21 protein-coding genes are annotated in these 18,945 nt (G+C 61.0%); 17 read left to right on the top strand and 4 right to left on the bottom strand.

Annotated features, from left to right (window positions below; all coding sequences use genetic code 11):
- Nucleotides 1–3 precede the first annotated feature (3 nt).
- The 12 genes from rpsE (at nt 4) to bfr (ending at nt 7,823) form a co-directional block, all read left to right on the top strand.
- Nucleotides 4–504, top strand: a complete 501-nt coding sequence (rpsE, locus tag ACIPG5_RS24370; RefSeq protein ID WP_003255465.1) for a 30S ribosomal protein S5 — start codon at nt 4–6, stop codon at nt 502–504.
- A 2-nt stretch (nt 505–506) separates the two neighbouring features.
- Nucleotides 507–683, top strand: a complete 177-nt coding sequence (gene rpmD, locus ACIPG5_RS24365) for a 50S ribosomal protein L30 (protein WP_008089798.1) — start codon at nt 507–509, stop codon at nt 681–683.
- Between the two features lie 3 nt (nt 684–686).
- Nucleotides 687–1,121, top strand: coding sequence for a 50S ribosomal protein L15 (gene rplO, locus ACIPG5_RS24360; RefSeq protein WP_008089796.1), 435 nt, complete (start codon nt 687–689; stop codon nt 1,119–1,121).
- Nucleotides 1,122–2,453, top strand: coding sequence for a preprotein translocase subunit SecY (secY, locus tag ACIPG5_RS24355; RefSeq protein WP_003255459.1), 1,332 nt, complete (start codon nt 1,122–1,124; stop codon nt 2,451–2,453).
- 28 nt (nt 2,454–2,481) lie between these two features.
- A complete protein-coding gene (rpmJ, locus tag ACIPG5_RS24350; RefSeq protein ID WP_002555468.1) occupies nt 2,482–2,598 on the top strand; it encodes a 50S ribosomal protein L36 in 117 nt (38 codons plus the stop codon).
- Nucleotides 2,599–2,729: 131 nt separating this feature from the next.
- Nucleotides 2,730–3,086, top strand: coding sequence for a 30S ribosomal protein S13 (gene rpsM / locus ACIPG5_RS24345; protein WP_003255457.1), 357 nt, complete (start codon nt 2,730–2,732; stop codon nt 3,084–3,086).
- 18 nt (nt 3,087–3,104) lie between these two features.
- Nucleotides 3,105–3,494, top strand: a complete 390-nt coding sequence (gene rpsK / locus ACIPG5_RS24340; protein ID WP_003255454.1) for a 30S ribosomal protein S11 — start codon at nt 3,105–3,107, stop codon at nt 3,492–3,494.
- Nucleotides 3,495–3,509: 15 nt separating this feature from the next.
- Nucleotides 3,510–4,130, top strand: a complete 621-nt coding sequence (gene rpsD, locus ACIPG5_RS24335) for a 30S ribosomal protein S4 (protein WP_008089778.1) — start codon at nt 3,510–3,512, stop codon at nt 4,128–4,130.
- A 22-nt stretch (nt 4,131–4,152) separates the two neighbouring features.
- Complete coding sequence (locus ACIPG5_RS24330; RefSeq protein ID WP_003255452.1) at nt 4,153–5,154, top strand: DNA-directed RNA polymerase subunit alpha; 1,002 nt, start codon at nt 4,153–4,155, stop codon at nt 5,152–5,154.
- A gap of 42 nt (nt 5,155–5,196) precedes the next feature.
- The gene (gene rplQ / locus ACIPG5_RS24325) at nt 5,197–5,583 is read left to right on the top strand and encodes a 50S ribosomal protein L17 (protein WP_003255451.1); all 387 of its coding nucleotides are present in this window, start codon (nt 5,197–5,199) and stop codon (nt 5,581–5,583) included.
- A 171-nt stretch (nt 5,584–5,754) separates the two neighbouring features.
- On the top strand, nt 5,755–7,194 hold the full coding sequence (locus ACIPG5_RS24320) for a catalase (protein ID WP_401378615.1): 1,440 nt from the start codon (nt 5,755–5,757) through the stop codon (nt 7,192–7,194).
- A 164-nt stretch (nt 7,195–7,358) separates the two neighbouring features.
- The gene (bfr, locus tag ACIPG5_RS24315) at nt 7,359–7,823 is read left to right on the top strand and encodes a bacterioferritin (protein WP_012316512.1); all 465 of its coding nucleotides are present in this window, start codon (nt 7,359–7,361) and stop codon (nt 7,821–7,823) included.
- A gap of 69 nt (nt 7,824–7,892) precedes the next feature.
- Here bfr and uvrA read toward each other — a convergent pair whose 3' ends face one another.
- On the bottom strand, nt 7,893–10,727 hold the full coding sequence (gene uvrA / locus ACIPG5_RS24310) for an excinuclease ABC subunit UvrA (protein ID WP_176515237.1): 2,835 nt from the start codon (nt 10,725–10,727) through the stop codon (nt 7,893–7,895).
- A gap of 129 nt (nt 10,728–10,856) precedes the next feature.
- On the opposite strand from uvrA, the gene ACIPG5_RS24305 reads away from it, so the two are divergent.
- Nucleotides 10,857–12,251, top strand: a complete 1,395-nt coding sequence (locus tag ACIPG5_RS24305; protein WP_176515238.1) for an MFS transporter — start codon at nt 10,857–10,859, stop codon at nt 12,249–12,251.
- A 9-nt stretch (nt 12,252–12,260) separates the two neighbouring features.
- A complete protein-coding gene (locus ACIPG5_RS24300; RefSeq protein WP_176515240.1) occupies nt 12,261–12,812 on the top strand; it encodes a single-stranded DNA-binding protein in 552 nt (183 codons plus the stop codon).
- A gap of 76 nt (nt 12,813–12,888) precedes the next feature.
- Here ACIPG5_RS24300 and ACIPG5_RS24295 read toward each other — a convergent pair whose 3' ends face one another.
- The gene (locus ACIPG5_RS24295) at nt 12,889–14,286 is read right to left on the bottom strand and encodes a PLP-dependent aminotransferase family protein (RefSeq protein WP_176515242.1); all 1,398 of its coding nucleotides are present in this window, start codon (nt 14,284–14,286) and stop codon (nt 12,889–12,891) included.
- A gap of 419 nt (nt 14,287–14,705) precedes the next feature.
- Between ACIPG5_RS24295 and ACIPG5_RS24290 the strand changes: the two genes are divergently transcribed.
- Genes ACIPG5_RS24290 through ACIPG5_RS24280 form a run of 3 tightly spaced genes read left to right on the top strand, consistent with a single transcriptional unit; the run spans nt 14,706 to nt 17,338 of the window.
- On the top strand, nt 14,706–15,731 hold the full coding sequence (locus tag ACIPG5_RS24290; RefSeq protein WP_176515244.1) for a TauD/TfdA family dioxygenase: 1,026 nt from the start codon (nt 14,706–14,708) through the stop codon (nt 15,729–15,731).
- Nucleotides 15,732–15,760: 29 nt separating this feature from the next.
- Nucleotides 15,761–16,546 (top strand): TSUP family transporter, encoded by a 786-nt coding sequence (locus ACIPG5_RS24285; protein ID WP_176515246.1) that lies wholly within the window; start codon nt 15,761–15,763, stop codon nt 16,544–16,546.
- A gap of 24 nt (nt 16,547–16,570) precedes the next feature.
- Complete coding sequence (locus tag ACIPG5_RS24280) at nt 16,571–17,338, top strand: SDR family NAD(P)-dependent oxidoreductase (protein ID WP_176515248.1); 768 nt, start codon at nt 16,571–16,573, stop codon at nt 17,336–17,338.
- Between the two features lie 12 nt (nt 17,339–17,350).
- Here ACIPG5_RS24280 and ACIPG5_RS24275 read toward each other — a convergent pair whose 3' ends face one another.
- Together ACIPG5_RS24275 and ACIPG5_RS24270 are read right to left on the bottom strand one after the other, a co-directional pair.
- The gene (locus tag ACIPG5_RS24275) at nt 17,351–17,791 is read right to left on the bottom strand and encodes a heme-binding protein (RefSeq protein WP_401378611.1); all 441 of its coding nucleotides are present in this window, start codon (nt 17,789–17,791) and stop codon (nt 17,351–17,353) included.
- 170 nt (nt 17,792–17,961) lie between these two features.
- A complete protein-coding gene (locus tag ACIPG5_RS24270; protein WP_176515252.1) occupies nt 17,962–18,858 on the bottom strand; it encodes a LysR substrate-binding domain-containing protein in 897 nt (298 codons plus the stop codon).
- Between the last annotated feature and the right edge of the window lie 87 nt (nt 18,859–18,945).

Below are 18,945 nucleotides of genomic sequence, written 5' to 3'. Positions count from 1 at the left end.
GTTATGGCAAATAACGATCAAAAGCGCGACGAAGGCTACATCGAGAAGCTGGTTCAAGTTAACCGCGTAGCCAAAACCGTTAAAGGCGGCCGTATCTTCACCTTCACCGCGCTGACCGTGGTGGGTGATGGCAAGGGTCGCGTTGGTTTCGGCCGTGGCAAATCGCGCGAAGTACCTGCTGCGATCCAGAAAGCCATGGAAGCTGCTCGTCGCAACATGATCCAGGTTGACCTGAAAGGCACCACCCTGCAGTACGCCACCAAGGCCGCCCATGGCGCCTCGAAGGTTTACATGCAGCCTGCCTCGGAAGGTACCGGTATCATCGCCGGCGGCGCCATGCGTGCTGTCCTGGAAGTTGCTGGTGTTCAGAACGTCCTGGCCAAGTGCTACGGTTCGACCAACCCAGTGAACGTGGTTTACGCCACCTTCAAGGGTCTGAAAGCCATGCAATCTCCTGAGTCCATTGCTGCCAAGCGCGGCAAGAGCGTTGAGGAGATCTTCTGATCATGGCTACCGTAAAAGTAACGCTGATCAAGAGCGTCTCGGGCCGTATCCCTAACCACAAACTGTGCGTTAAGGGTCTGGGTCTGCGTCGCATCGGTCACACTGTAGAAGTCCAGGATACTCCCGAGAACCGCGGGATGATCAACAAGGCTTACTACATGCTGCGCGTCGAGGGTTAATCGATGAAACTCAATGATCTGAGTCCAGCGCCGGGTTCCCGTCGCGAAAAGCATCGTCCGGGTCGTGGTATCGGTAGCGGTCTGGGTAAGACCGGCGGCCGTGGCCACAAAGGTCAGACCTCCCGTTCGGGTGGTTCGATCGCTCCGGGCTTCGAAGGCGGTCAACAGCCGCTGCACCGTCGCCTGCCGAAGTTCGGCTTCGTTTCCCTGAAAGCCATGGACCGCGCAGAAGTGCGTCTGTCCGAGCTGGCCAAAGTGGAAGGCGACGTGATCTCCGTGCAATCCTTGAAGGATGCCAACGTGATCAACCAGAACGTACAGCGTGTGAAAATCATGCTGTCTGGCGAAGTCACTCGCGCAGTCACCATCAAGGGCATCGCAGCCACCAAGGGTGCGCGTGCGGCTATCGAAGCAGCTGGCGGCAAGTTCGAGGAATAAATGGCTAAGCAAGGTGCTCTCTCTTCGCTCGGTAAGGGCGGGATGTCGGAACTCTGGGCTCGTCTGCGCTTTCTGTTCATGGCGATCATCGTCTATCGGATAGGTGCGCATATCCCGGTTCCCGGCATCAATCCGGACCGTCTGGCGGATCTGTTTCGGCAGAATGAGGGGACCATTCTTAGCTTGTTCAACATGTTTTCCGGTGGCGCGCTCGAGCGCATGAGCATCTTTGCACTGGGGATCATGCCGTACATCTCGGCATCGATCATCATGCAGCTGATGACGGCGGTCAGCCCGCAACTGGAGCAGTTGAAGAAGGAAGGTGAAGCTGGCCGTCGTAAGATCAGCCAGTACACCCGCTACGGCACCGTTATCCTGGCACTGGTTCAAGCCATTGGCATGTCCATTGGCTTGGCCAACCAGGGCGTGGCGTTTTCTGCGGGCCTGGGCTTCCATGTCGTTGCCGTCTCCACGTTCGTGGCAGGCGCAATGTTCATGATGTGGCTGGGCGAGCAGATCACCGAGCGCGGTGTGGGCAACGGTATCTCGATGTTGATCTTCGCAGGTATCGTTGCCGGTCTTCCGAGAGCAATCGGGCAGTCTTTCGAGTCTGCACGCACAGGCGATATCAACATTTTCGCCCTGGTCGCAATCGGTTTGCTGGCAGTAGCGATCATCGGTTTCGTGGTGTTCATTGAGCGTGGTCAGCGTCGTATCGCCGTTCACTACGCCAAGCGTCAGCAGGGCCGCAAGGTCTTCGCTGCGCAGACCAGCCACTTGCCGCTGAAGGTGAACATGGCGGGGGTTATCCCGGCCATTTTCGCGAGCAGCATCTTGCTGTTCCCGGCTTCGCTGGGTGCCTGGTTCGGTCAGTCCGAAGGTATGGGCTGGCTGCAGGACATCTCGCAGTCGATCGCTCCTGGTCAGCCGTTGAACATTCTGCTGTTTAGTGCAGGGATCATTTTCTTCTGCTTCTTCTACACAGCGCTGATGTTCAACCCGAAAGACGTAGCGGAAAACCTGAAGAAGTCCGGTGCCTTTATTCCGGGTATCCGTCCTGGTGAGCAGTCGGCGCGCTACATTGATGGCGTTCTGACCCGTTTGACCATGTTCGGTGCTCTTTACATGATGGCCGTCTGCCTTCTGCCCCAGTTCCTGGTGGTGGCAGCAAATGTGCCGTTCTACCTTGGCGGGACCTCGTTGCTGATTGTGGTAGTGGTTGTGATGGACTTCATGTCCCAAGTACAATCGCACCTCGTTTCGCACCAGTACGAATCCCTGATGAAGAAAGCCAACCTGAAAGGCTACGGTGGCAGCGGTCTGCTGCGCTGATACGCCCCTAAGGTTCGAGGAGTCGGTAATGAAAGTTCGTGCATCGGTGAAAAAGCTGTGCCGTAACTGCAAGATCATCCGTCGCGAAGGCGTCGTACGAGTGATCTGCAGCGCGGAACCGCGTCACAAACAGCGCCAAGGCTGAGTGTGATCTGCGCTTCAAACCCAGCAGCTAGTGTGCTGCTGGGTTGATTATTCGTTTCTACAGCGATATTATCTCGCGCCCTATTTCTTGGCTTCCGGGGCGTAGGTAGCTGTCAATTGGAGTCCCACTGAATGGCCCGTATTGCAGGCGTCAACATTCCAGATAACAAGCATACTGTTATCTCGCTGACCTACATCTATGGTGTCGGTCGCACAACTGCACAGAAGATTTGTGCAGACGCTGGTGTCAACCCAGCCGCAAAGATCAAGGATCTGAGCGACGAGCAAATCGAAACCCTGCGTGGCGAAGTCGCGAAGTTCACCACTGAAGGTGACCTGCGTCGTGACATCAACATGAAGATCAAGCGCTTGATGGACCTGGGTTGCTACCGCGGCCTGCGCCATCGTAAAGGTCTGCCGGTTCGCGGTCAGCGCACCAAGACCAACGCACGCACCCGTAAGGGCCCGCGTAAGCCGATCCGCAAGTAATCGCCCAGGAATATAGACATGGCAAAACCTGCTGCTCGTCCTCGTAAGAAAGTCAAAAAGACAGTGGTTGATGGCATCGCCCACATCCACGCTTCTTTCAACAACACCATCGTGACCATCACCGACCGTCAGGGCAATGCTTTGTCCTGGGCGACCTCCGGTGGTTCGGGTTTCCGTGGTTCGCGCAAATCCACCCCGTTCGCAGCCCAGATCGCTGCTGAGCGTGCTGGTCAAGCTGCGCTGGAATACGGTCTGAAGAACCTCGACGTTAACGTCAAGGGTCCAGGTCCAGGTCGTGAGTCCGCCGTTCGTGCACTGAACAGCTGTGGCTACAAGATCGCCAGCATCACCGACGTGACGCCAATCCCGCACAACGGGTGCCGTCCGCCGAAGAAGCGCCGCGTGTAATCAGGAGACAGAAGAATGGCACGTTACATTGGTCCAAAATGCAAACTGTCTCGTCGTGAAGGCACCGATCTGTTCCTGAAGAGCGGCGTTCGCGCTCTGGAATCGAAGTGCAACATCGAAGCAGCCCCAGGTATCCACGGCCAGCGCCGTGGCCGTCAGTCCGACTACGGTACCCAGCTGCGCGAGAAACAAAAAGTCCGTCGTATCTACGGTGTTCTGGAGCGTCAGTTCCGCGGTTACTACCAAGCTGCTGCCTCGAAAAAAGGCGCAACCGGTGAGAACCTGCTGCAACTGCTCGAGTGCCGTCTGGATAACGTCGTTTACCGTATGGGCTTCGGCTCGACTCGTTCCGAGTCCCGTCAGCTGGTTTCGCACAAAGCGATCAGCGTCAACGGTAAGACTGTAAACATTCCATCCTACCAAGTTCGTCCGGGTGACGTGGTCGCGGTTCGCGAGAAGTCGTCGAACCAGCTGCGCATTGTTCAAGCCCTTGAACTGTGCGCCCAGCGTGGCCGCGTTGAGTGGGTAGACGTAGATGCTGCTAAAAAGTCGGGCGTTTTCAAGAACGTTCCTGCTCGCGGCGACCTGTCTGCCGACATCAACGAAAACCTGATTGTCGAGCTCTACTCCAAGTAAGGGCTAGAAAATAGGTGCATCCATGCAGATTTCGGTAAATGAGTTCCTGACTCCCCGCCACATTGATGTGCAGGTAGTCAGTCCGACCCGCGCCAAGATTACGCTCGAGCCTCTCGAGCGTGGTTTCGGCCATACCCTGGGCAACGCGCTGCGCCGCATCCTGTTGTCCTCCATGCCTGGCTGTGCAGTAGTCGAGGCCGAGATCGATGGCGTACTCCATGAGTACTCCGCGATCGAAGGTGTACAGGAAGACGTCATTGAAATCCTGTTGAACCTGAAAGGCCTGGCTATCAAGCTGCACGGTCGTGACGAAGTTACGCTGACCTTGTCGAAAAAGGGTTCGGGGGTGGTTACCGCTGCCGATATTCAGCTGGATCACGATGTCGAGATCGTCAACCCCGATCACGTAATCGCGAACCTGGCGTCGAATGGCGCCCTGAACATGAAGCTCACTGTAGCTCGTGGTCGCGGTTACGAGCCGGCCGACTCCCGTCAAACCGACGAAGACGAAAGCCGTAGCATTGGCCGTCTGCAGTTGGACGCTTCGTTCAGCCCGGTGCGTCGTATCGCCTATGTGGTCGAAAACGCCCGTGTTGAACAGCGTACCAACTTGGACAAGCTGGTCATTGATCTGGAAACCAACGGCACCCTGGATCCTGAAGAGGCTATCCGCCGCGCTGCGACCATCCTGCAACAGCAGCTGGCCGCGTTCGTCGACCTCAAAGGTGACAGCGAGCCTGTCGTAGTCGAGCAGGAAGACGAGATCGATCCGATCCTGCTGCGTCCGGTTGACGACCTGGAACTGACTGTACGTTCGGCCAACTGCCTCAAGGCGGAGAACATCTACTACATCGGCGACCTGATTCAGCGTACCGAAGTAGAGCTGTTGAAGACTCCTAACCTGGGCAAGAAGTCCCTGACTGAAATCAAGGACGTCCTGGCCTCTCGTGGTCTGTCTCTCGGCATGCGCCTCGACAACTGGCCGCCTGCAAGTCTTAAGAAAGACGACAAGGCGACCGCCTGATCGTCGTAATCACCGAACGTAGTGTTTGGTAAGGAATGAATCATGCGTCATCGTAAAAGTGGACGTCACCTGAGCCGTACCAGCTCTCACCGCAAGGCTATGTTCCAGAACATGGCAGTGTCGTTGATCGAGCACGAGCTGATCAAAACCACCCTGCCGAAAGCCAAGGAACTGCGCCGCGTTGCCGAGCCGCTGATCACCCTGGCCAAGGAAGACAGCGTTGCTAACCGTCGTCTGGCCTTCGACCGTACCCGTTCGAAGTCCGCTGTTGGCAAACTGTTCAACGACCTGGGCAAGCGTTACGCCACCCGTCAGGGCGGCTACCTGCGCATCCTGAAGTGCGGTTTCCGCGCTGGCGACAACGCGCCTATGGCGTACGTCGAGCTGGTTGATCGTCCGGTCGGCGGTGCTGTAGAAGCTGCTGAGTAAGACGTTCTGTCTGCTACAAAGAACCGGGCCTAGTGCCCGGTTTTTTGTGCGCGCATGTATTGTTTGTTTCTATTGATGCAAGTCAATCAATGAATTTGTTTGTGTAACCTTGCTCGACGATACTCCTCTTCAAGCCGATAGCCGGCACCTGAAGACCGATAAGGAGAGCCCATGAGCAAGATACTCACCACCGCCAGCGGTGCACCTGTAGCTGACAACCAGAACTCCCGTTCCGCCGGCCCTCGCGGCCCGCTGCTGCTCGACGACTTTCACCTGATCGAGAAACTCGCGCACTTCAACCGCGAGAACATCCCCGAGCGCCGTGTGCACGCCAAGGGTTCAGGTGCCTACGGAAGCTTCACCGTCACCCGCGACATTACCGAATACACCAGCGCCAAGCTGTTCGAACAGATTGGCAAGCAGACCGAAACCTTCCTGCGCTTCTCCACCGTGGGTGGCGAACGCGGTTCGGCAGACACCGAGCGCGACCCGCGCGGCTTCGCCGTGAAGTTCTACACCGAGGAAGGCAACTGGGACATCGTTGGCAACAACACTCCAGTGTTCTTCATCCGTGACCCGCTCAAATTCCCTGACTTTATCCACACCCAGAAGCGTCACCCGCAAAGCAACCTGAAAAATGCCCAGATGATGTGGGACTTCTGGTCGCACTCCCCCGAGGCGCTGCACCAGGTCACCATCCTGTTCTCTGATCGCGGTATTCCGGATGGCTACCGCCACATGCACGGCTTTGGCAGCCACACCTACAGCCTGATCAACGCACAGGGCGAACGCACCTGGGTCAAGTGGCACTTCAAGACCCAGCAAGGCATCAAGAACCTTGCTCCGGCCGAGGCTGCGCGCCTGGCAGGCACTGACCCGGACTACGCTCAGCGCGACCTGTTCGAAGCCATCGAGCGCGGTGACTTCCCGCGCTGGACCGTGTGCATCCAGGTCATGAGCGAAGCCGAAGCGGCCAGCCGCAACGAGAACCCGTTCGACGTGACCAAGACCTGGTCGCAGAAGGACTACCCGCTGATCGAAGTGGGTGTGCTGGAGCTCAACCGCAACCCGCTCAACTACTTCGCCGAAGTCGAGCAAGCTGCATTCGGCCCGAGCAACATGGTGCCCGGCGTCGGCCTGTCGCCTGACCGTATGCTGCAAGGCCGTGTATTCGCCTATGCCGATGCGCACCGCTACCGCGTGGGTACCAACCACCAGCAACTGCCCGTCAACGCCCCGCGTTGCCCGGTCAACAGCTACCAGCGTGATGGTTCCATGGCGGCCGGCAGCTACGGCAGCGCGCCTAACTACGAGCCCAACAGCTTCGCCGATGCGCCGAAGCAGTCGCCGCGCCACGCCGAGCCCGCCTTGGCGCTCAACGGTTCGGCCGACCGCTACGACCACCGCGAGGATGATGACTACTACAGCCATGCCGGCGCACTGTTCCGCCTGATGAGCGATGAGCAGAAAGCACTGTTGATCAGCAACATCGCAGGCACCATGGCCGGCGTCAGCGAAGATGTGATCCAGCGGCAGCTGCAGTACTTCTTCAAGGCCGACCCGGCCTATGGCGAAGGCATCGCCAAAGCGTTGGGGTTGAATCTCGCCTAAGTCGAAGTGATAAGAAGAACCGCCCTCATTTGGGCGGTTTTTCAATGAATATCACTACTGTTTAACCGATTTTTTGCTTCTAATTGCGCGTTTTTCAGTGACCGCGACGAAAACCTGGTTCACACTATGCGGTATTGAAGTTATTCACAGGGAGAAGCAGGGCGATGCAAGGTCACCCGGACGTAATCAACTACCTCGTCACGTTGCTGAAGGGCGAACTGGCAGCACGCGACCAGTACTTCATTCACTCGCGCATGTATGAAGACTGGGGCCTGTCCAAGCTCTACGAGCGTATCAACCACGAGATGGAAGAAGAGACGCAGCACGCCGATGCACTGATGCGCCGTATCCTGATGCTCGAAGGCACCCCGGACATGCGTGCCGATGACCTCGAAGTGGGCAGCACCGTACCGGAAATGATCGAGGCCGACCTCAAGCTCGAGTACAAGGTGCGCGCCGCGCTGTGCAAAGGCATCGAACTGTGCGAACTGCACAAGGACTACATCAGCCGCGACATCCTGCGCGCGCAATTGGCCGATACCGAAGAAGATCACACCTACTGGCTGGAAAAGCAGCAGGGCCTGATCAAAGCCATCGGCCTGGAAAACTACCTGCAGTCGCAGATGTAAGTTATCCACACGCAATAAAAAAGCCCCTGGCACCGTCTGTACCAGGGGCTTTTTTTATCCACAGGCCAATCAGGCCCGGTCACGCTCAAGCAATGGCTTGAGGTAATGCCCGGTGTAGGACTGCTTCATCTTGGTCAGCTCCTCCGGCGTGCCGCTGGCAATGATCTGCCCACCTTTGGAACCACCCTCCGGCCCCAGGTCCACCAGCCAGTCGGCGGTCTTGATCACGTCCAGGTTGTGCTCGATGACCACCACCGTGTTGCCGTGGTCGCGCAGGCGATGCAGCACGTCGAGCAGTTGCTGGATGTCGGCGAAGTGCAGGCCGGTGGTGGGTTCGTCGAGGATGTACAGGGTCTTGCCGGTGTCGCGCTTGGACAGCTCGCGAGACAGCTTGACCCGCTGCGCCTCGCCCCCTGACAGGGTGGTCGCCGACTGCCCCAGCTTGATGTACGACAGGCCCACGTCCATCAGGGTCTGCAGCTTGCGCGCCAGGGCCGGCACCGCGTCGAAGAACTCGCGGGCATCCTCGATGGTCATTTCCAGCACCTCGTGGATGTTCTTGCCCTTGTACTTGATCTCCAGGGTTTCGCGGTTGTAGCGCTTGCTCTTGCACACGTCGCACGGCACGTAGATGTCCGGCAGGAAGTGCATCTCGACCTTGATCAGGCCATCGCCCTGGCACGCCTCGCAGCGGCCACCCTTGACGTTGAAGGAGAAACGCCCTGGGCCATAGCCACGGGAGCGCGACTCCGGCACGCCGGAGAACAGTTCGCGGATCGGCGTGAAGATGCCGGTGTAGGTGGCGGGGTTCGAGCGCGGCGTGCGGCCGATCGGGCTCTGGTCGATATCGACCACCTTGTCCAGGTGCTGCAGGCCGTCCATGCTGCTGTGCGGCGCTGCTTCCAGGCTGCTTGCGCCGTTCAGCGCGGTGGCGGCGAGCGGGAACAAGGTGTTGTTGATCAGCGTCGACTTGCCCGAGCCGGACACGCCAGTCACGCAGGTGAGCAGGCCGATCGGGATCTCCAGGTCGACGTTCTGCAGGTTGTTGCCCCGCGCGCCCTTGAGCTTGAGCTGCAGCTTCTTGTCACGCGGGGTGCGCTTGGCCGGCACGACGATCTTCTTGCGCCCAGACAGGTACTTGCCGGTCAGCGAGTCCGGGTGGTCCATGACCTCCTGCGGCGTGCCCTCGGCCACGATCTGGCCACCGTGCACACCGGCGCCCGGGCCGATGTCGACAACGTAGTCGGCCAGGCGGATGGCGTCCTCGTCGTGCTCGACCACGATCACCGTGTTGCCCAGGTCGCGCAGGTGGTTGAGGGTGGCCAGCAAGCGGTCGTTGTCCCGTTGATGAAGACCGATGGACGGTTCATCGAGGATGTACATCACCCCCACCAGGCCCGCGCCAATCTGGCTGGCCAGGCGGATACGCTGGGCTTCACCACCCGAAAGGGTGTCGGCGCTGCGGTCGAGGGTGAGGTAGTCGAGGCCGACGTTGACCAAAAACTGCAGGCGTTCGCAGATTTCCTTGAGGATCTTCGCGGCGATCTCGCCACGCCGGCCGGTCAGGGTCAGCTCACCGAAATAGCTGCTGGCTTCGCCGATCGGCAGGTTGGTGACCGCCGGCAGGGTCTTCTCGCCCACCCACACGTGCCGCGCCTCACGGCGCAGGCGGGTGCCGCGGCAGTCGGGGCAGGGCTGGGTGCCAAGGAACTTGGCCAGCTCCTCGCGCACGGTGGCCGATTCGGTCTCGCGGTAGCGCCGTTCCAGGTTCGGGACGATGCCCTCGAACGGGTGCGAGCGCTTGACGATGTCGCCGCGGTCGTTGAGGTACTTGAAGTCGACGCTCTGCTTGCCGCTGCCCTGCAGGATCACCTTCTGGTGCTCGGCTGACAGCTCGCCGAACGGCTCCTCCAGGCTGAAGCCATAGTGCGCCGCGAGCGAGCCAAGCATCTGGAAGTAATAGACGTTGCGCCGGTCCCAGCCGCGGATCGCGCCTTCGGCCAGGGTCAGCTCGCTGTTGACCAGGCGCTTGGTGTCGAAGAACTGCTTCACCCCCAGGCCATCACAGGTCGGGCAGGCGCCGGCCGGGTTGTTGAAGGAGAACAGCTTGGGCTCCAGCTCGCTGATCGCATGGCCGCAGATCGGGCAGGCGAAGCGCGCGGAGAAGATCGTCTCTTCGCCTTCTTCGTCGTCCATCGGCGCCACCAGGGCGATGCCGTCGGCCAGTTTGAGCGCGGTCTCGAACGATTCGGCCAGGCGCTGCTGCAAATCGGCGCGCACCTTGAAGCGGTCTACCACCACGTCGATGCTGTGCTTTTTCTGCTTGTCCAGCTTGGGCAGTTCGTCCAGCTCGTAGAGCTTGCCGTTGACCCGCGCCCGCACGAAGCCCTGGGCACGCAGTTCGTCGAACACCGCCAGGTGCTCGCCCTTGCGCTCGCGGATGACCGGCGCCAGCAGCATCAGCTTGCTGCCTTCCGGGCGCTCCAGCACGAGGTCGACCATCTGGCTGATCGTTTGCGCTTCCAGCGGAATGTCGTGGTCCGGGCAGCGCGGCGTGCCGACGCGGGCATACAGCAGGCGCAGGTAGTCGTAAATCTCGGTGATGGTGCCGACCGTCGAGCGCGGGTTGTGCGAGGTCGACTTCTGCTCGATGGAAATGGCCGGCGACAAGCCTTCGATGGTGTCGACGTCGGGCTTTTCCATCATCGACAGGAACTGCCGGGCATAGGCCGACAGCGACTCCACATAGCGTCGCTGGCCTTCGGCGTACAGCGTGTCGAACGCCAGCGACGACTTGCCGGACCCGGACAGGCCGGTGATCACGATCAACTTGTCGCGCGGCAGGGTCAGGTCGATGTTCTTAAGGTTGTGGGTACGTGCCCCACGAATCAGGATCTTGTCCACTGCGGCCTCGCTCGGCGGGCATAAACAAGGAAGTATACGGCGCGCTGCCAGTACGCGGCAAAGCGTCGCGTAGATGCCGTCAAGCTGTCGGACTGATAGAATCGCCGCCGGTTCACACGAGGTTAATCCATGCACGACACCCACAACGAGCGCATGAGTGGCAGCGAAACCCGCGCCGCTGGCGGCCTGGCCCTGGTCTTTGCCTTTCGTATGCTGGGCATGTTCATGGTCTTGCCGGTGCTGGCCACCTACGGCATGGACCTGGCCGGCGCCAGCCCTGCACTGATCGGCCTGGCCATTGGCGCCTATGGCCTGACCCAGGCAGTATTGCAGATCCCGTTCGGGATGATTTCCGACCGCATCGGCCGTCGCCCGGTCATCTACCTGGGGCTGGTGATCTTTGCCCTGGGCAGCGTGCTGGCGGCCCAGGCCGATTCCATCTGGGGCGTGATCGCCGGGCGTGTCCTGCAGGGCGCCGGGGCGATCTCCGCGGCAGTCATGGCACTGCTTTCCGACCTGACCCGCGAACAGCACCGGACCAAGGCCATGGCCATGATCGGCATGAGCATCGGCCTGTCGTTCGCGGTGGCGATGGTGGTCGGGCCATTGCTGACGCGGGCATTCGGCTTGTCAGGATTGTTCCTTGCCACTGCAGGACTTGCCCTGGTCGGCATCGCCCTGATCGCCTTCGTCGTGCCCAACACGCACAGCACCCTGCAGCACCGCGAATCGGGCGTGGCGCGCCAGGCCCTAGGCCCGACCCTGCGCCACCCGGACCTTCTGCGCCTGGATGTGGGTATCTTCATCCTCCACGCCATCCTCATGGCCAGCTTCGTCGCGCTGCCACTGGCGTTCGTCGAGCGCGGCGGCCTGCCCAAGGAGCAGCACTGGTGGGTGTACCTGACCGCGCTGTTCATCTCATTTTTTGCAATGGTCCCCTTCATCATCTACGGCGAAAAAAAGCGCAAGATGAAACGTGTGTTGGCCGGTGCGGTCAGTGTGCTGCTACTGACGGAGATATACTTCTGGGAGTGGGCTGACGGTTTGCGCGGACTGGTGATTGGCACCGTGGTATTCTTTACCGCATTCAACCTGCTGGAGGCGTCGCTGCCTTCGCTGGTGAGCAAGGTGTCACCTGCCGGTGGCAAGGGCACGGCGATGGGGGTGTACTCCACCAGCCAGTTCCTCGGCGCCGCGCTGGGCGGAATTCTCGGTGGCTGGTTGTTCCAGCATGGTGGGCTGAGCACCGTGTTCCTCGGTTGCGCGGTGTTGTGTGCCATCTGGTTGGTCGTGGCCTTGCGCATGAACGAGCCGCCGTATGTGACCAGCCTGCGCATGCCGCTGACGCCTGAAGCCGTCCGGGAAGCCGGGCTGGTCGAACGACTGATGGCTGTGCCGGGTGTGACCGACGCTGTGGTGGTGGCAGAAGAGGCCGCCATCTATATCAAACTGGATACGAAAATTTTGGACCGTGCGACCCTCGAGCGTCTGGTAAACCCAGCCTCTTCGGCGTGCGAAGCCTAGGAGAACGTTATGGCCCGTGGGGTTAACAAAGTCATTCTGGTCGGCACCTGTGGCCAGGATCCCGAAGTCCGCTACCTGCCCAACGGTAACGCCGTGACCAACCTGAGCCTGGCTACCAGCGAGCAGTGGACCGACAAGCAGTCGGGCCAGAAGGTCGAGCGTACCGAGTGGCACCGTGTGTCGATGTTCGGCAAGGTTGCCGAAATCGCCGGCGAATACCTGCGCAAGGGTTCGCAGGTGTACATCGAAGGCAAGCTGCAGACCCGCGAGTGGGAAAAAGACGGCATCAAGCGCTACACCACCGAAATCATCGTCGACATGCAGGGCACCATGCAGCTGCTCGGCGGCCGTCCGCAGAACCAGCAAGGTGGCGGCGACCAGTACAACCAGGGTGGTGGCAACAACTACAACCAGGGTGGCCAGCAGCAACAGTACAACCAGGCCCCTCAGCGCCAGCAGGCCCCGCGCCCGCAACAGGCCCAGCAGCGCCCAGCGCCGCAGCAGCCTGCGCCACAGCCGGCGGCTGACTTCGACAGCTTCGATGACGACATTCCGTTCTGATTCAGCGCGAAGCCTGTAGTAAAAAAGCCCAAGGCGATTGCCTTGGGCTTTTTTTATGGCGCAGGGCTAAGCCCTTTCAATAGAACAGCCGCGGCTCCGGCGAGTCCAGCAGGCTGGCAAGCTTGGTCAAGGCAAAGCCCAGCTCCGCACGGCTCGGGGTCATCAGCGCAATGCGCACGCCGCAGGCGGCAGGGCTGCGTTCGGGCAGGAACTGGCTGCCACTGACCACCGTCACCCCATTGTTGCGCGCCAGGTTGGCGAATTCATCGCTGGTCCAGGGCTCGGGCAGCTCCAGCCACAGATGGAAGCTGTTGGGCTGGCTGCGAATCTTGTATTTGCCGAGGATTTCCCGGGCCATCTGCTGGCGCGCGGCCGCTTCGTCCTGCTGCACCTTCACCAACTGGTCGGCCATGCCGCTGTTGATCAGGTTGCTGGCCAGCTGCGCCATCAGCGGCGAAGGCATCCAGACACTGCTGCGCACCATCGACGATAGCCGCGACAGGGTTTGCGGCGGGGCATACAGGTAGCCGATGCGCAGCGCCGGCAGCACGCTCTTGGACAGGCTGGTCAGGTATACCGAACGTTCCGGCGCATAGGCCGCCAGCGGCTGGTAGTCCGGTGCCGGCTCAAGGAACCCGTAGATATCGTCGTCGACGATGAACAGGTCGAATTCGCGGGCAATCGCGGCGATGGCTTCGCGGCGTTCGTGGGGCATGATCGAGTTGGTCGGGTTCTGATGCGTGGTCACGCACACCAGCAGGGAAGGGCGGTGCTCCTCGCAGGCCGCGCGCAACGCTTCGGGAATCAGCCCGTGTTCATCCATGGCCACGCCACGCAGCCGGCGGCCCATGCTGTGGGCGAGGGAAATGATGCCGGGGTAGCAGAACGATTCGCAGAGGATCACGTCATCGCTCTTCGACAGGCTGCTGATGGCAACCAGCAGGCCGTGCTGCGCACCTGACGTCAGCACCACCTGCTGCCAGCGGGCTTCGGGCAGCCACCGTTGAATCCAGGCGGCGCCTGCCTGCTTGTGCGTCGCGTGGCCGCCTTCGGTGACGTAGTCGAGCACCTGAACCAGGTCGGGCGAGGCCGCCAGCTCGGTGATGGCGCCCCGCAGCCAGTCGGTCATGTGGGCATCGTTGGGCTTGATGATCGACAGGTCGATCTGCCCGCTTTCGTGCTGGCGCGGGCCAGGCGCAGGCGGGGTGGCTGGCGCCGGCGTGGGTGCAGCCGGCCGCTGCTGAAGCACGAAAGTACCCCGGCCAACCTCACCGACCACCAACCCGCGCTTGGCGGCTTCGTCATAGGCCCGGCCGATGGTGCCAGGCGTCACGTTCAATGATTCGGCCAGGTCCTTGAGCGTCGGCAGGCGATCGCCTGCTGCCAGCCGGCCGCTGCCGATGTCCTGCTCGAGGGCGTCGGCAATCATCAGGTAGACCGGCTGCGCCAGGTCGCTGTAGTGAGGAACCCACATAGAAATGGCACCAGAAGCTGCGAGAACGCGGAAGCCTAGCACGAAAGGTCAGATGGAAGTAATTGTGTTTTCCTACAGGTAAATTGCATCGATTGATTCGTTCTTGAGCACCCTCGAATGGCTGTTTCGTCCTGTACCTCGAGCCGTGAAGATCGCCAGTCTCAGTGGCTTGATTAGGAAATCTTTTGAAATCAATAAGTTGATTGAGTCGATTCAATCGTGCGTGCAATCGCTCATAGAAATCAATTGAATCGACTTTATTTTTGTAATTACAATGATTGAGTCGATGCAATTCAAAGGGGGCGTGAGCAGCTCCCCAGCCAGCAATCGACCAGATGTGAATGGCTTCAAAAAGACAATGTCTGCCGCCTCTGCCCGGCAAAGCACGACACCGAATGGCCAATGGAATATCACCCGAAATGGAAAGCGCACACCTGCAACAAGCAGCCGAGGCCCGGACCTCGCTGGAGATTCGCCTGCCCTGGGTCGTCTCGAGCGCCTGGCAAACGTTACTGCACAACACCCCTCTGGACTTCGAGACCAGCAAAGAGCTCTACCCCCAACTGAAGGACCAGGCCCAGGAGGTGCTGGGCAAGGCCCTGTGCCAGCAGATCCGCGGGTTCGTCGAAGACCCGCAGTTGACCAGCATGATCGTGCGCAACTGCCCGCGTGACCGGGATGTGCCACCCACGCCGTACTCGGGGGTACTCAGCCCGCGCAGCACGCCAGTCGCCTGTCTGGTCAGCCTGACCATGCAATGCCTGATGGGCATCAACCCGATCGTCTATGAAGGTGAAAACGACGGCCGCTTGTTCCGTCATGTCATCCCGGCGCGCACCTCGTCCAGCCACAAGAGCTCGCACGGTTCGCGCCTGCGATTCTCCTACCACGTCGACAACCCGGACCTGCCATTGTCCAGCGAGCCGCTGGGCACTGCGTCCTGCTGCCCGGAATACCTGTCCTTCTTCGGCATGCGCTGCGACCCGCGCATCAGCACCACCCTGGTCAACCTCGACGCCGTGGTGGCGGCGCTGCCCCTGGCCACCGTGCGCGAACTGAGCCTGGCGCAGTTCGAAATCCGCCGCCCGGACTCGTTCACCGGCAACCGCCGCTGCACCGCCGAACTGCCGGTGCTGGTGCGCGGCCATGCCGGCGAGTGGCTGTGCCGTTTCGACAGCGAAAACACCCACGGCCTGAACCTGCGCGCCGAGCAAGCCCTGGCCAGCCTGCGCAGCCTGCTGGAAACCCGCCGTTTCGATGAGCCGCACCTGTTGCTGCCGGGCGACTTCATGATCTTCAAGAACCAGCGCGTGCTGCATGCCCGCGATGGTTTCGAACCCCAGAACGATGGTGCCGACCGCTGGCTGCTGCGCCTGTTCGCGGTCAACGACCTGAACCGGGTGCACTTCGCCCGCGCCGATCACCTCTACGAAGTGCTCTCCTGAGCCATCGCCACACTCAAGGAACAACTGCTATGGAACTGTTAGGCGCCTTCTGGGCGGAACATTGGCTGCTGGCGATTCTGCTGCTGGGCACCATCGCCTTCATCGCTGGCTTCGTCGACAGCATCGCCGGGGGCGGCGGGCTGTTTCTGGTACCGGGTTTCCTGCTGGTGGGCATGCCGCCCCAGGTCGCCCTGGGCCAGGAAAAACTGGTCAGCACCCTGGGCACGCTGGCGGCCATCCGCAATTTCCTGGCCAACAGCAAGATGGTGTGGAAGGTTGCCCTGGTCGGCGTGCCGTTCTCGCTGCTCGGTGCCTACCTTGGGGCGCACCTGATCGTGTCGATCTCCCAGGAAACCGTGGGCAAGATCATCCTGGCGCTGATCCCGTTCGGCATCCTGATCTTTCTCACCCCCAAGGACCGCCCGGTGCAGGAGCGCGAGCTGTCGCCGCGGGTGCTCTACACCGTGGTGCCGCTGACTTGCCTGGCCATCGGCTTCTATGACGGCTTCTTCGGCCCCGGCACCGGCAGCATGTTCATCATCGCCTTCCACTACCTGCTGCGCATGGACCTGGTGTCCAGCTCGGCCAACTCCAAGACCTTCAACTTCGCCTCGAACATCGGCGCCCTGGTGGCCTTCATCATGGCGGGCAAAGTCGTCTACCTGCTGGCCTTGCCGCTGGTGGCCTGCAACATCCTCGGCAACCACATGGGCAGCGCTCTGGCCTTGCGCAAAGGCAACGAAGTGGTCCGCAAGGCGCTGGTGTTCTCGATGCTGTGCCTGTTCACCAGCCTGGGCGTGAAGTACCTGGCCTGACATTTCTGGAAAGGAGACAACCTGATGAAAACCGCATTCGTAACCGGCGCCTCCTCGGGCTTTGGCCGGGCCATCTGCCGCACCCTGGTCAGCAAGGGCTACCGCGTGATCGGCGGCGCCCGGCGCATGGACAAGCTGCAGGCACTGGAGCGTGAACTGGGCGTCAACTTCATCCCGCTGGCGCTGGATGTGACCGATGCTGCATCGCTGGAAGCGGCGGTGGAGCAGATTCGCGACGCCTCGCTGCAGATCGACCTGCTGGTGAACAATGCCGGGCTGGCGCTGGGCGTCGAGCGCGCCCAGGTGTCCAGCGCCGAGAACTGGCAGCGGATGATCGACACCAACATCACCGGCCTGGCCATGGTGACCCACAAGATCTTGCCGCAGATGGTGGAAGCCGACCGCGGGATGATCATCAACATTGGCTCGATTGCCGGCACCTACCCGTACCCGGGCGGCAACGTCTATGGCGCCAGCAAGGCCTTCGTGCGCCAGTTCAGCCTCAACCTGCGCGCCGACCTGGCAGGCACGCGGGTAAGGGTGAGCAACATCGAGCCGGGCCTGTGCTCGGGCACCGATTTCTCGGTGGTGCGCCTGAACGGCGACCTCAATGCCGTAGAGGCTCTGTACCGCGATGTGGAAGCCATCCTGCCAGAGGACATCGCCGCCACAGTCGCCTGGATCGCCGAGCAGCCTGCGCACGTGAACATCAACACCATCGAAATCATGCCGGTGGCGCAAAGCAGTGCCGCGCTCAACATCGCCCGCGACCTGCCGCTGGGCGCCGCCTGATTGCCCGCTTGCTCAGGCGTCGGCATCCAGCGCCGCCTGGGCGAACTGCGCGTCCAGTTCCGGGGTTGCACCGCTGATGCCGATGCCGCCGATGTGCTGGCCGTTGGCATCCATGATCGGCAAACCGCCGCCGAGCAGTGTGAAACCCGGCAAGGAGGCGTAGGGGTTGGCTGGCAATGCGGCGCTGCGTTCGCCGAGCGCGCGTGAGGACAAGGGGAAGCGGGCAGACGTCGACGCCTTGAGCTGCGCAACCTGGATGCTGCCGCTGCTGGTGCCGTCCATGCGGTGGAAGTGCTTCAGGTTGCCATGGTTGTCGACGATGCTGATGACGATGGCATGACCCTGGGCGCGGGCCGCGTGTTCGGCCGCGGCGGCCATGTTGCGGGCTGCTTCGGCGGTGATGGGGGAAGGGGCGTCTGCCAGTGAGGTTGCTGCGAAAAGCGCAGCGCACATGAAAAGACTGAAACGGCCATGGTTCGAAGGCATGCGAGCGTTACCCCTGAGGACTGTTCGGCCGGGCAACCTAGCAGGCAGTTGTCGCTTGCGGATGTAGGCCATTTCCGAGACTGATGTCCGGTAAGCGTGTTGCCACTCTGGGCCAGGCAGTTCAATGGCGCTGGTCGTTACACGGGCGCTTTGAAGATCTTCTCCATGATTCCCATGAAGTCCCACGCCAGCTTCGAGCGCTGCTGATGCCCGGGGAAAACCATCGACACTTCGAAAGGAATGGACTGCTCAAGCTTGCGATAGGTAATCCCTGGGTACTTGGAATACGACGCGGTGAACGGGTCGCACACCGTCATGCCGAAGCCGCCGGAAACCATGTTGCAGGCAAAATGTGCCGAGGTGGTGTCTACCGAGCTCAAGCCCACGACCTTGAGTGCTTCCAGCGCAGCATCGAGGCGCCGCTGCAGGGGATTGTTGGGGTTCAGCGAGATCAGCCGCTGGCCTTGCAGGTCTTCGAGGCTGACGACCTGCTTTTCGGCAAGCGCATCATCGCTGCGCATCACGCACACCGCGTCCACCTTGGGCATCTGCACCAGCTGCAGGCCAGGGTATTCGCCGGCCGGCACCTGCACGAAGCCGATATCGAGCTGATTGGCCGAAGTCAGTTCGAGGACGCTCATCGAGTTGCGCACATCCAGGGAGGTCCGTACACCCGGGCGCTCCTGCACGAAACGGCGCACCCCTTCGGCCACCACGGTCAGGCCCAGCGCACTCATCGAGCCGATGCGCAGGGTGCCGGTGCGCAGGGTCATCAGGTCTTCGGCAACGCGCTCGATACGCTCGATACCCTGATAGAACTTGTCCACCTCGGCATACAGAAATTGCGCCTCGGTGCTGGGGATCAAGCGATTGCCTTCGCGGCGGAACAACCGCAGCGAGAGCGCGACTTCCAGGTCGCGAATCAGCCGGCTGATGGCGGGTTGGGAAACCCGCAAGGTCTCGGCGGCGATGGTCATGCTGCCGGTGAGCATGACGGTGCGAAAGGCTTCCAACTGGCGCGGGTTGAGTTTCATGTACGGTCTCGGCAGGGAGCAGTGGCGGCGGCCAGGTCAGCATAACATTTCATTATGTGCGTCCAACCCGCTGGCGTATTGCGCTGT

The sequence above is a fragment of the Pseudomonas sp. NPDC087029 genome, assembly GCF_044745345.1.
GTDB lineage: Bacteria > Pseudomonadota > Gammaproteobacteria > Pseudomonadales > Pseudomonadaceae > Aquipseudomonas > Aquipseudomonas faucium.
The sequence above is the reverse complement of the archived record's forward strand: the minus strand, read 5'-3'. Positions and strand labels throughout refer to the sequence as shown.

Coding starts and splice junctions, on each gene's coding strand:
- ACIPG5_RS24270 (WP_176515252.1), bottom strand. CDS start 18,858: ATGAAACTCAACCCGCGCCAGTTGGAAGCCTTTCGCACCGTCATGCTC.
- ACIPG5_RS24285 (WP_176515246.1), top strand. CDS start 15,761: ATGGAACTGTTAGGCGCCTTCTGGGCGGAACATTGGCTGCTGGCGATT.
- ACIPG5_RS24305 (WP_176515238.1), top strand. CDS start 10,857: ATGCACGACACCCACAACGAGCGCATGAGTGGCAGCGAAACCCGCGCC.
- bfr (WP_012316512.1), top strand. CDS start 7,359: ATGCAAGGTCACCCGGACGTAATCAACTACCTCGTCACGTTGCTGAAG.
- rpsK (WP_003255454.1), top strand. CDS start 3,105: ATGGCAAAACCTGCTGCTCGTCCTCGTAAGAAAGTCAAAAAGACAGTG.
- ACIPG5_RS24280 (WP_176515248.1), top strand. CDS start 16,571: ATGAAAACCGCATTCGTAACCGGCGCCTCCTCGGGCTTTGGCCGGGCC.
- ACIPG5_RS24330 (WP_003255452.1), top strand. CDS start 4,153: ATGCAGATTTCGGTAAATGAGTTCCTGACTCCCCGCCACATTGATGTG.
- ACIPG5_RS24290 (WP_176515244.1), top strand. CDS start 14,706: ATGGAAAGCGCACACCTGCAACAAGCAGCCGAGGCCCGGACCTCGCTG.
- rplQ (WP_003255451.1), top strand. CDS start 5,197: ATGCGTCATCGTAAAAGTGGACGTCACCTGAGCCGTACCAGCTCTCAC.
- secY (WP_003255459.1), top strand. CDS start 1,122: ATGGCTAAGCAAGGTGCTCTCTCTTCGCTCGGTAAGGGCGGGATGTCG.
- rplO (WP_008089796.1), top strand. CDS start 687: ATGAAACTCAATGATCTGAGTCCAGCGCCGGGTTCCCGTCGCGAAAAG.
- ACIPG5_RS24320 (WP_401378615.1), top strand. CDS start 5,755: ATGAGCAAGATACTCACCACCGCCAGCGGTGCACCTGTAGCTGACAAC.
- ACIPG5_RS24275 (WP_401378611.1), bottom strand. CDS start 17,791: ATGTGCGCTGCGCTTTTCGCAGCAACCTCACTGGCAGACGCCCCTTCC.
- ACIPG5_RS24295 (WP_176515242.1), bottom strand. CDS start 14,286: ATGTGGGTTCCTCACTACAGCGACCTGGCGCAGCCGGTCTACCTGATG.
- ACIPG5_RS24300 (WP_176515240.1), top strand. CDS start 12,261: ATGGCCCGTGGGGTTAACAAAGTCATTCTGGTCGGCACCTGTGGCCAG.
- rpmJ (WP_002555468.1), top strand. CDS start 2,482: ATGAAAGTTCGTGCATCGGTGAAAAAGCTGTGCCGTAACTGCAAGATC.
- rpsM (WP_003255457.1), top strand. CDS start 2,730: ATGGCCCGTATTGCAGGCGTCAACATTCCAGATAACAAGCATACTGTT.
- rpsD (WP_008089778.1), top strand. CDS start 3,510: ATGGCACGTTACATTGGTCCAAAATGCAAACTGTCTCGTCGTGAAGGC.
- rpmD (WP_008089798.1), top strand. CDS start 507: ATGGCTACCGTAAAAGTAACGCTGATCAAGAGCGTCTCGGGCCGTATC.
- rpsE (WP_003255465.1), top strand. CDS start 4: ATGGCAAATAACGATCAAAAGCGCGACGAAGGCTACATCGAGAAGCTG.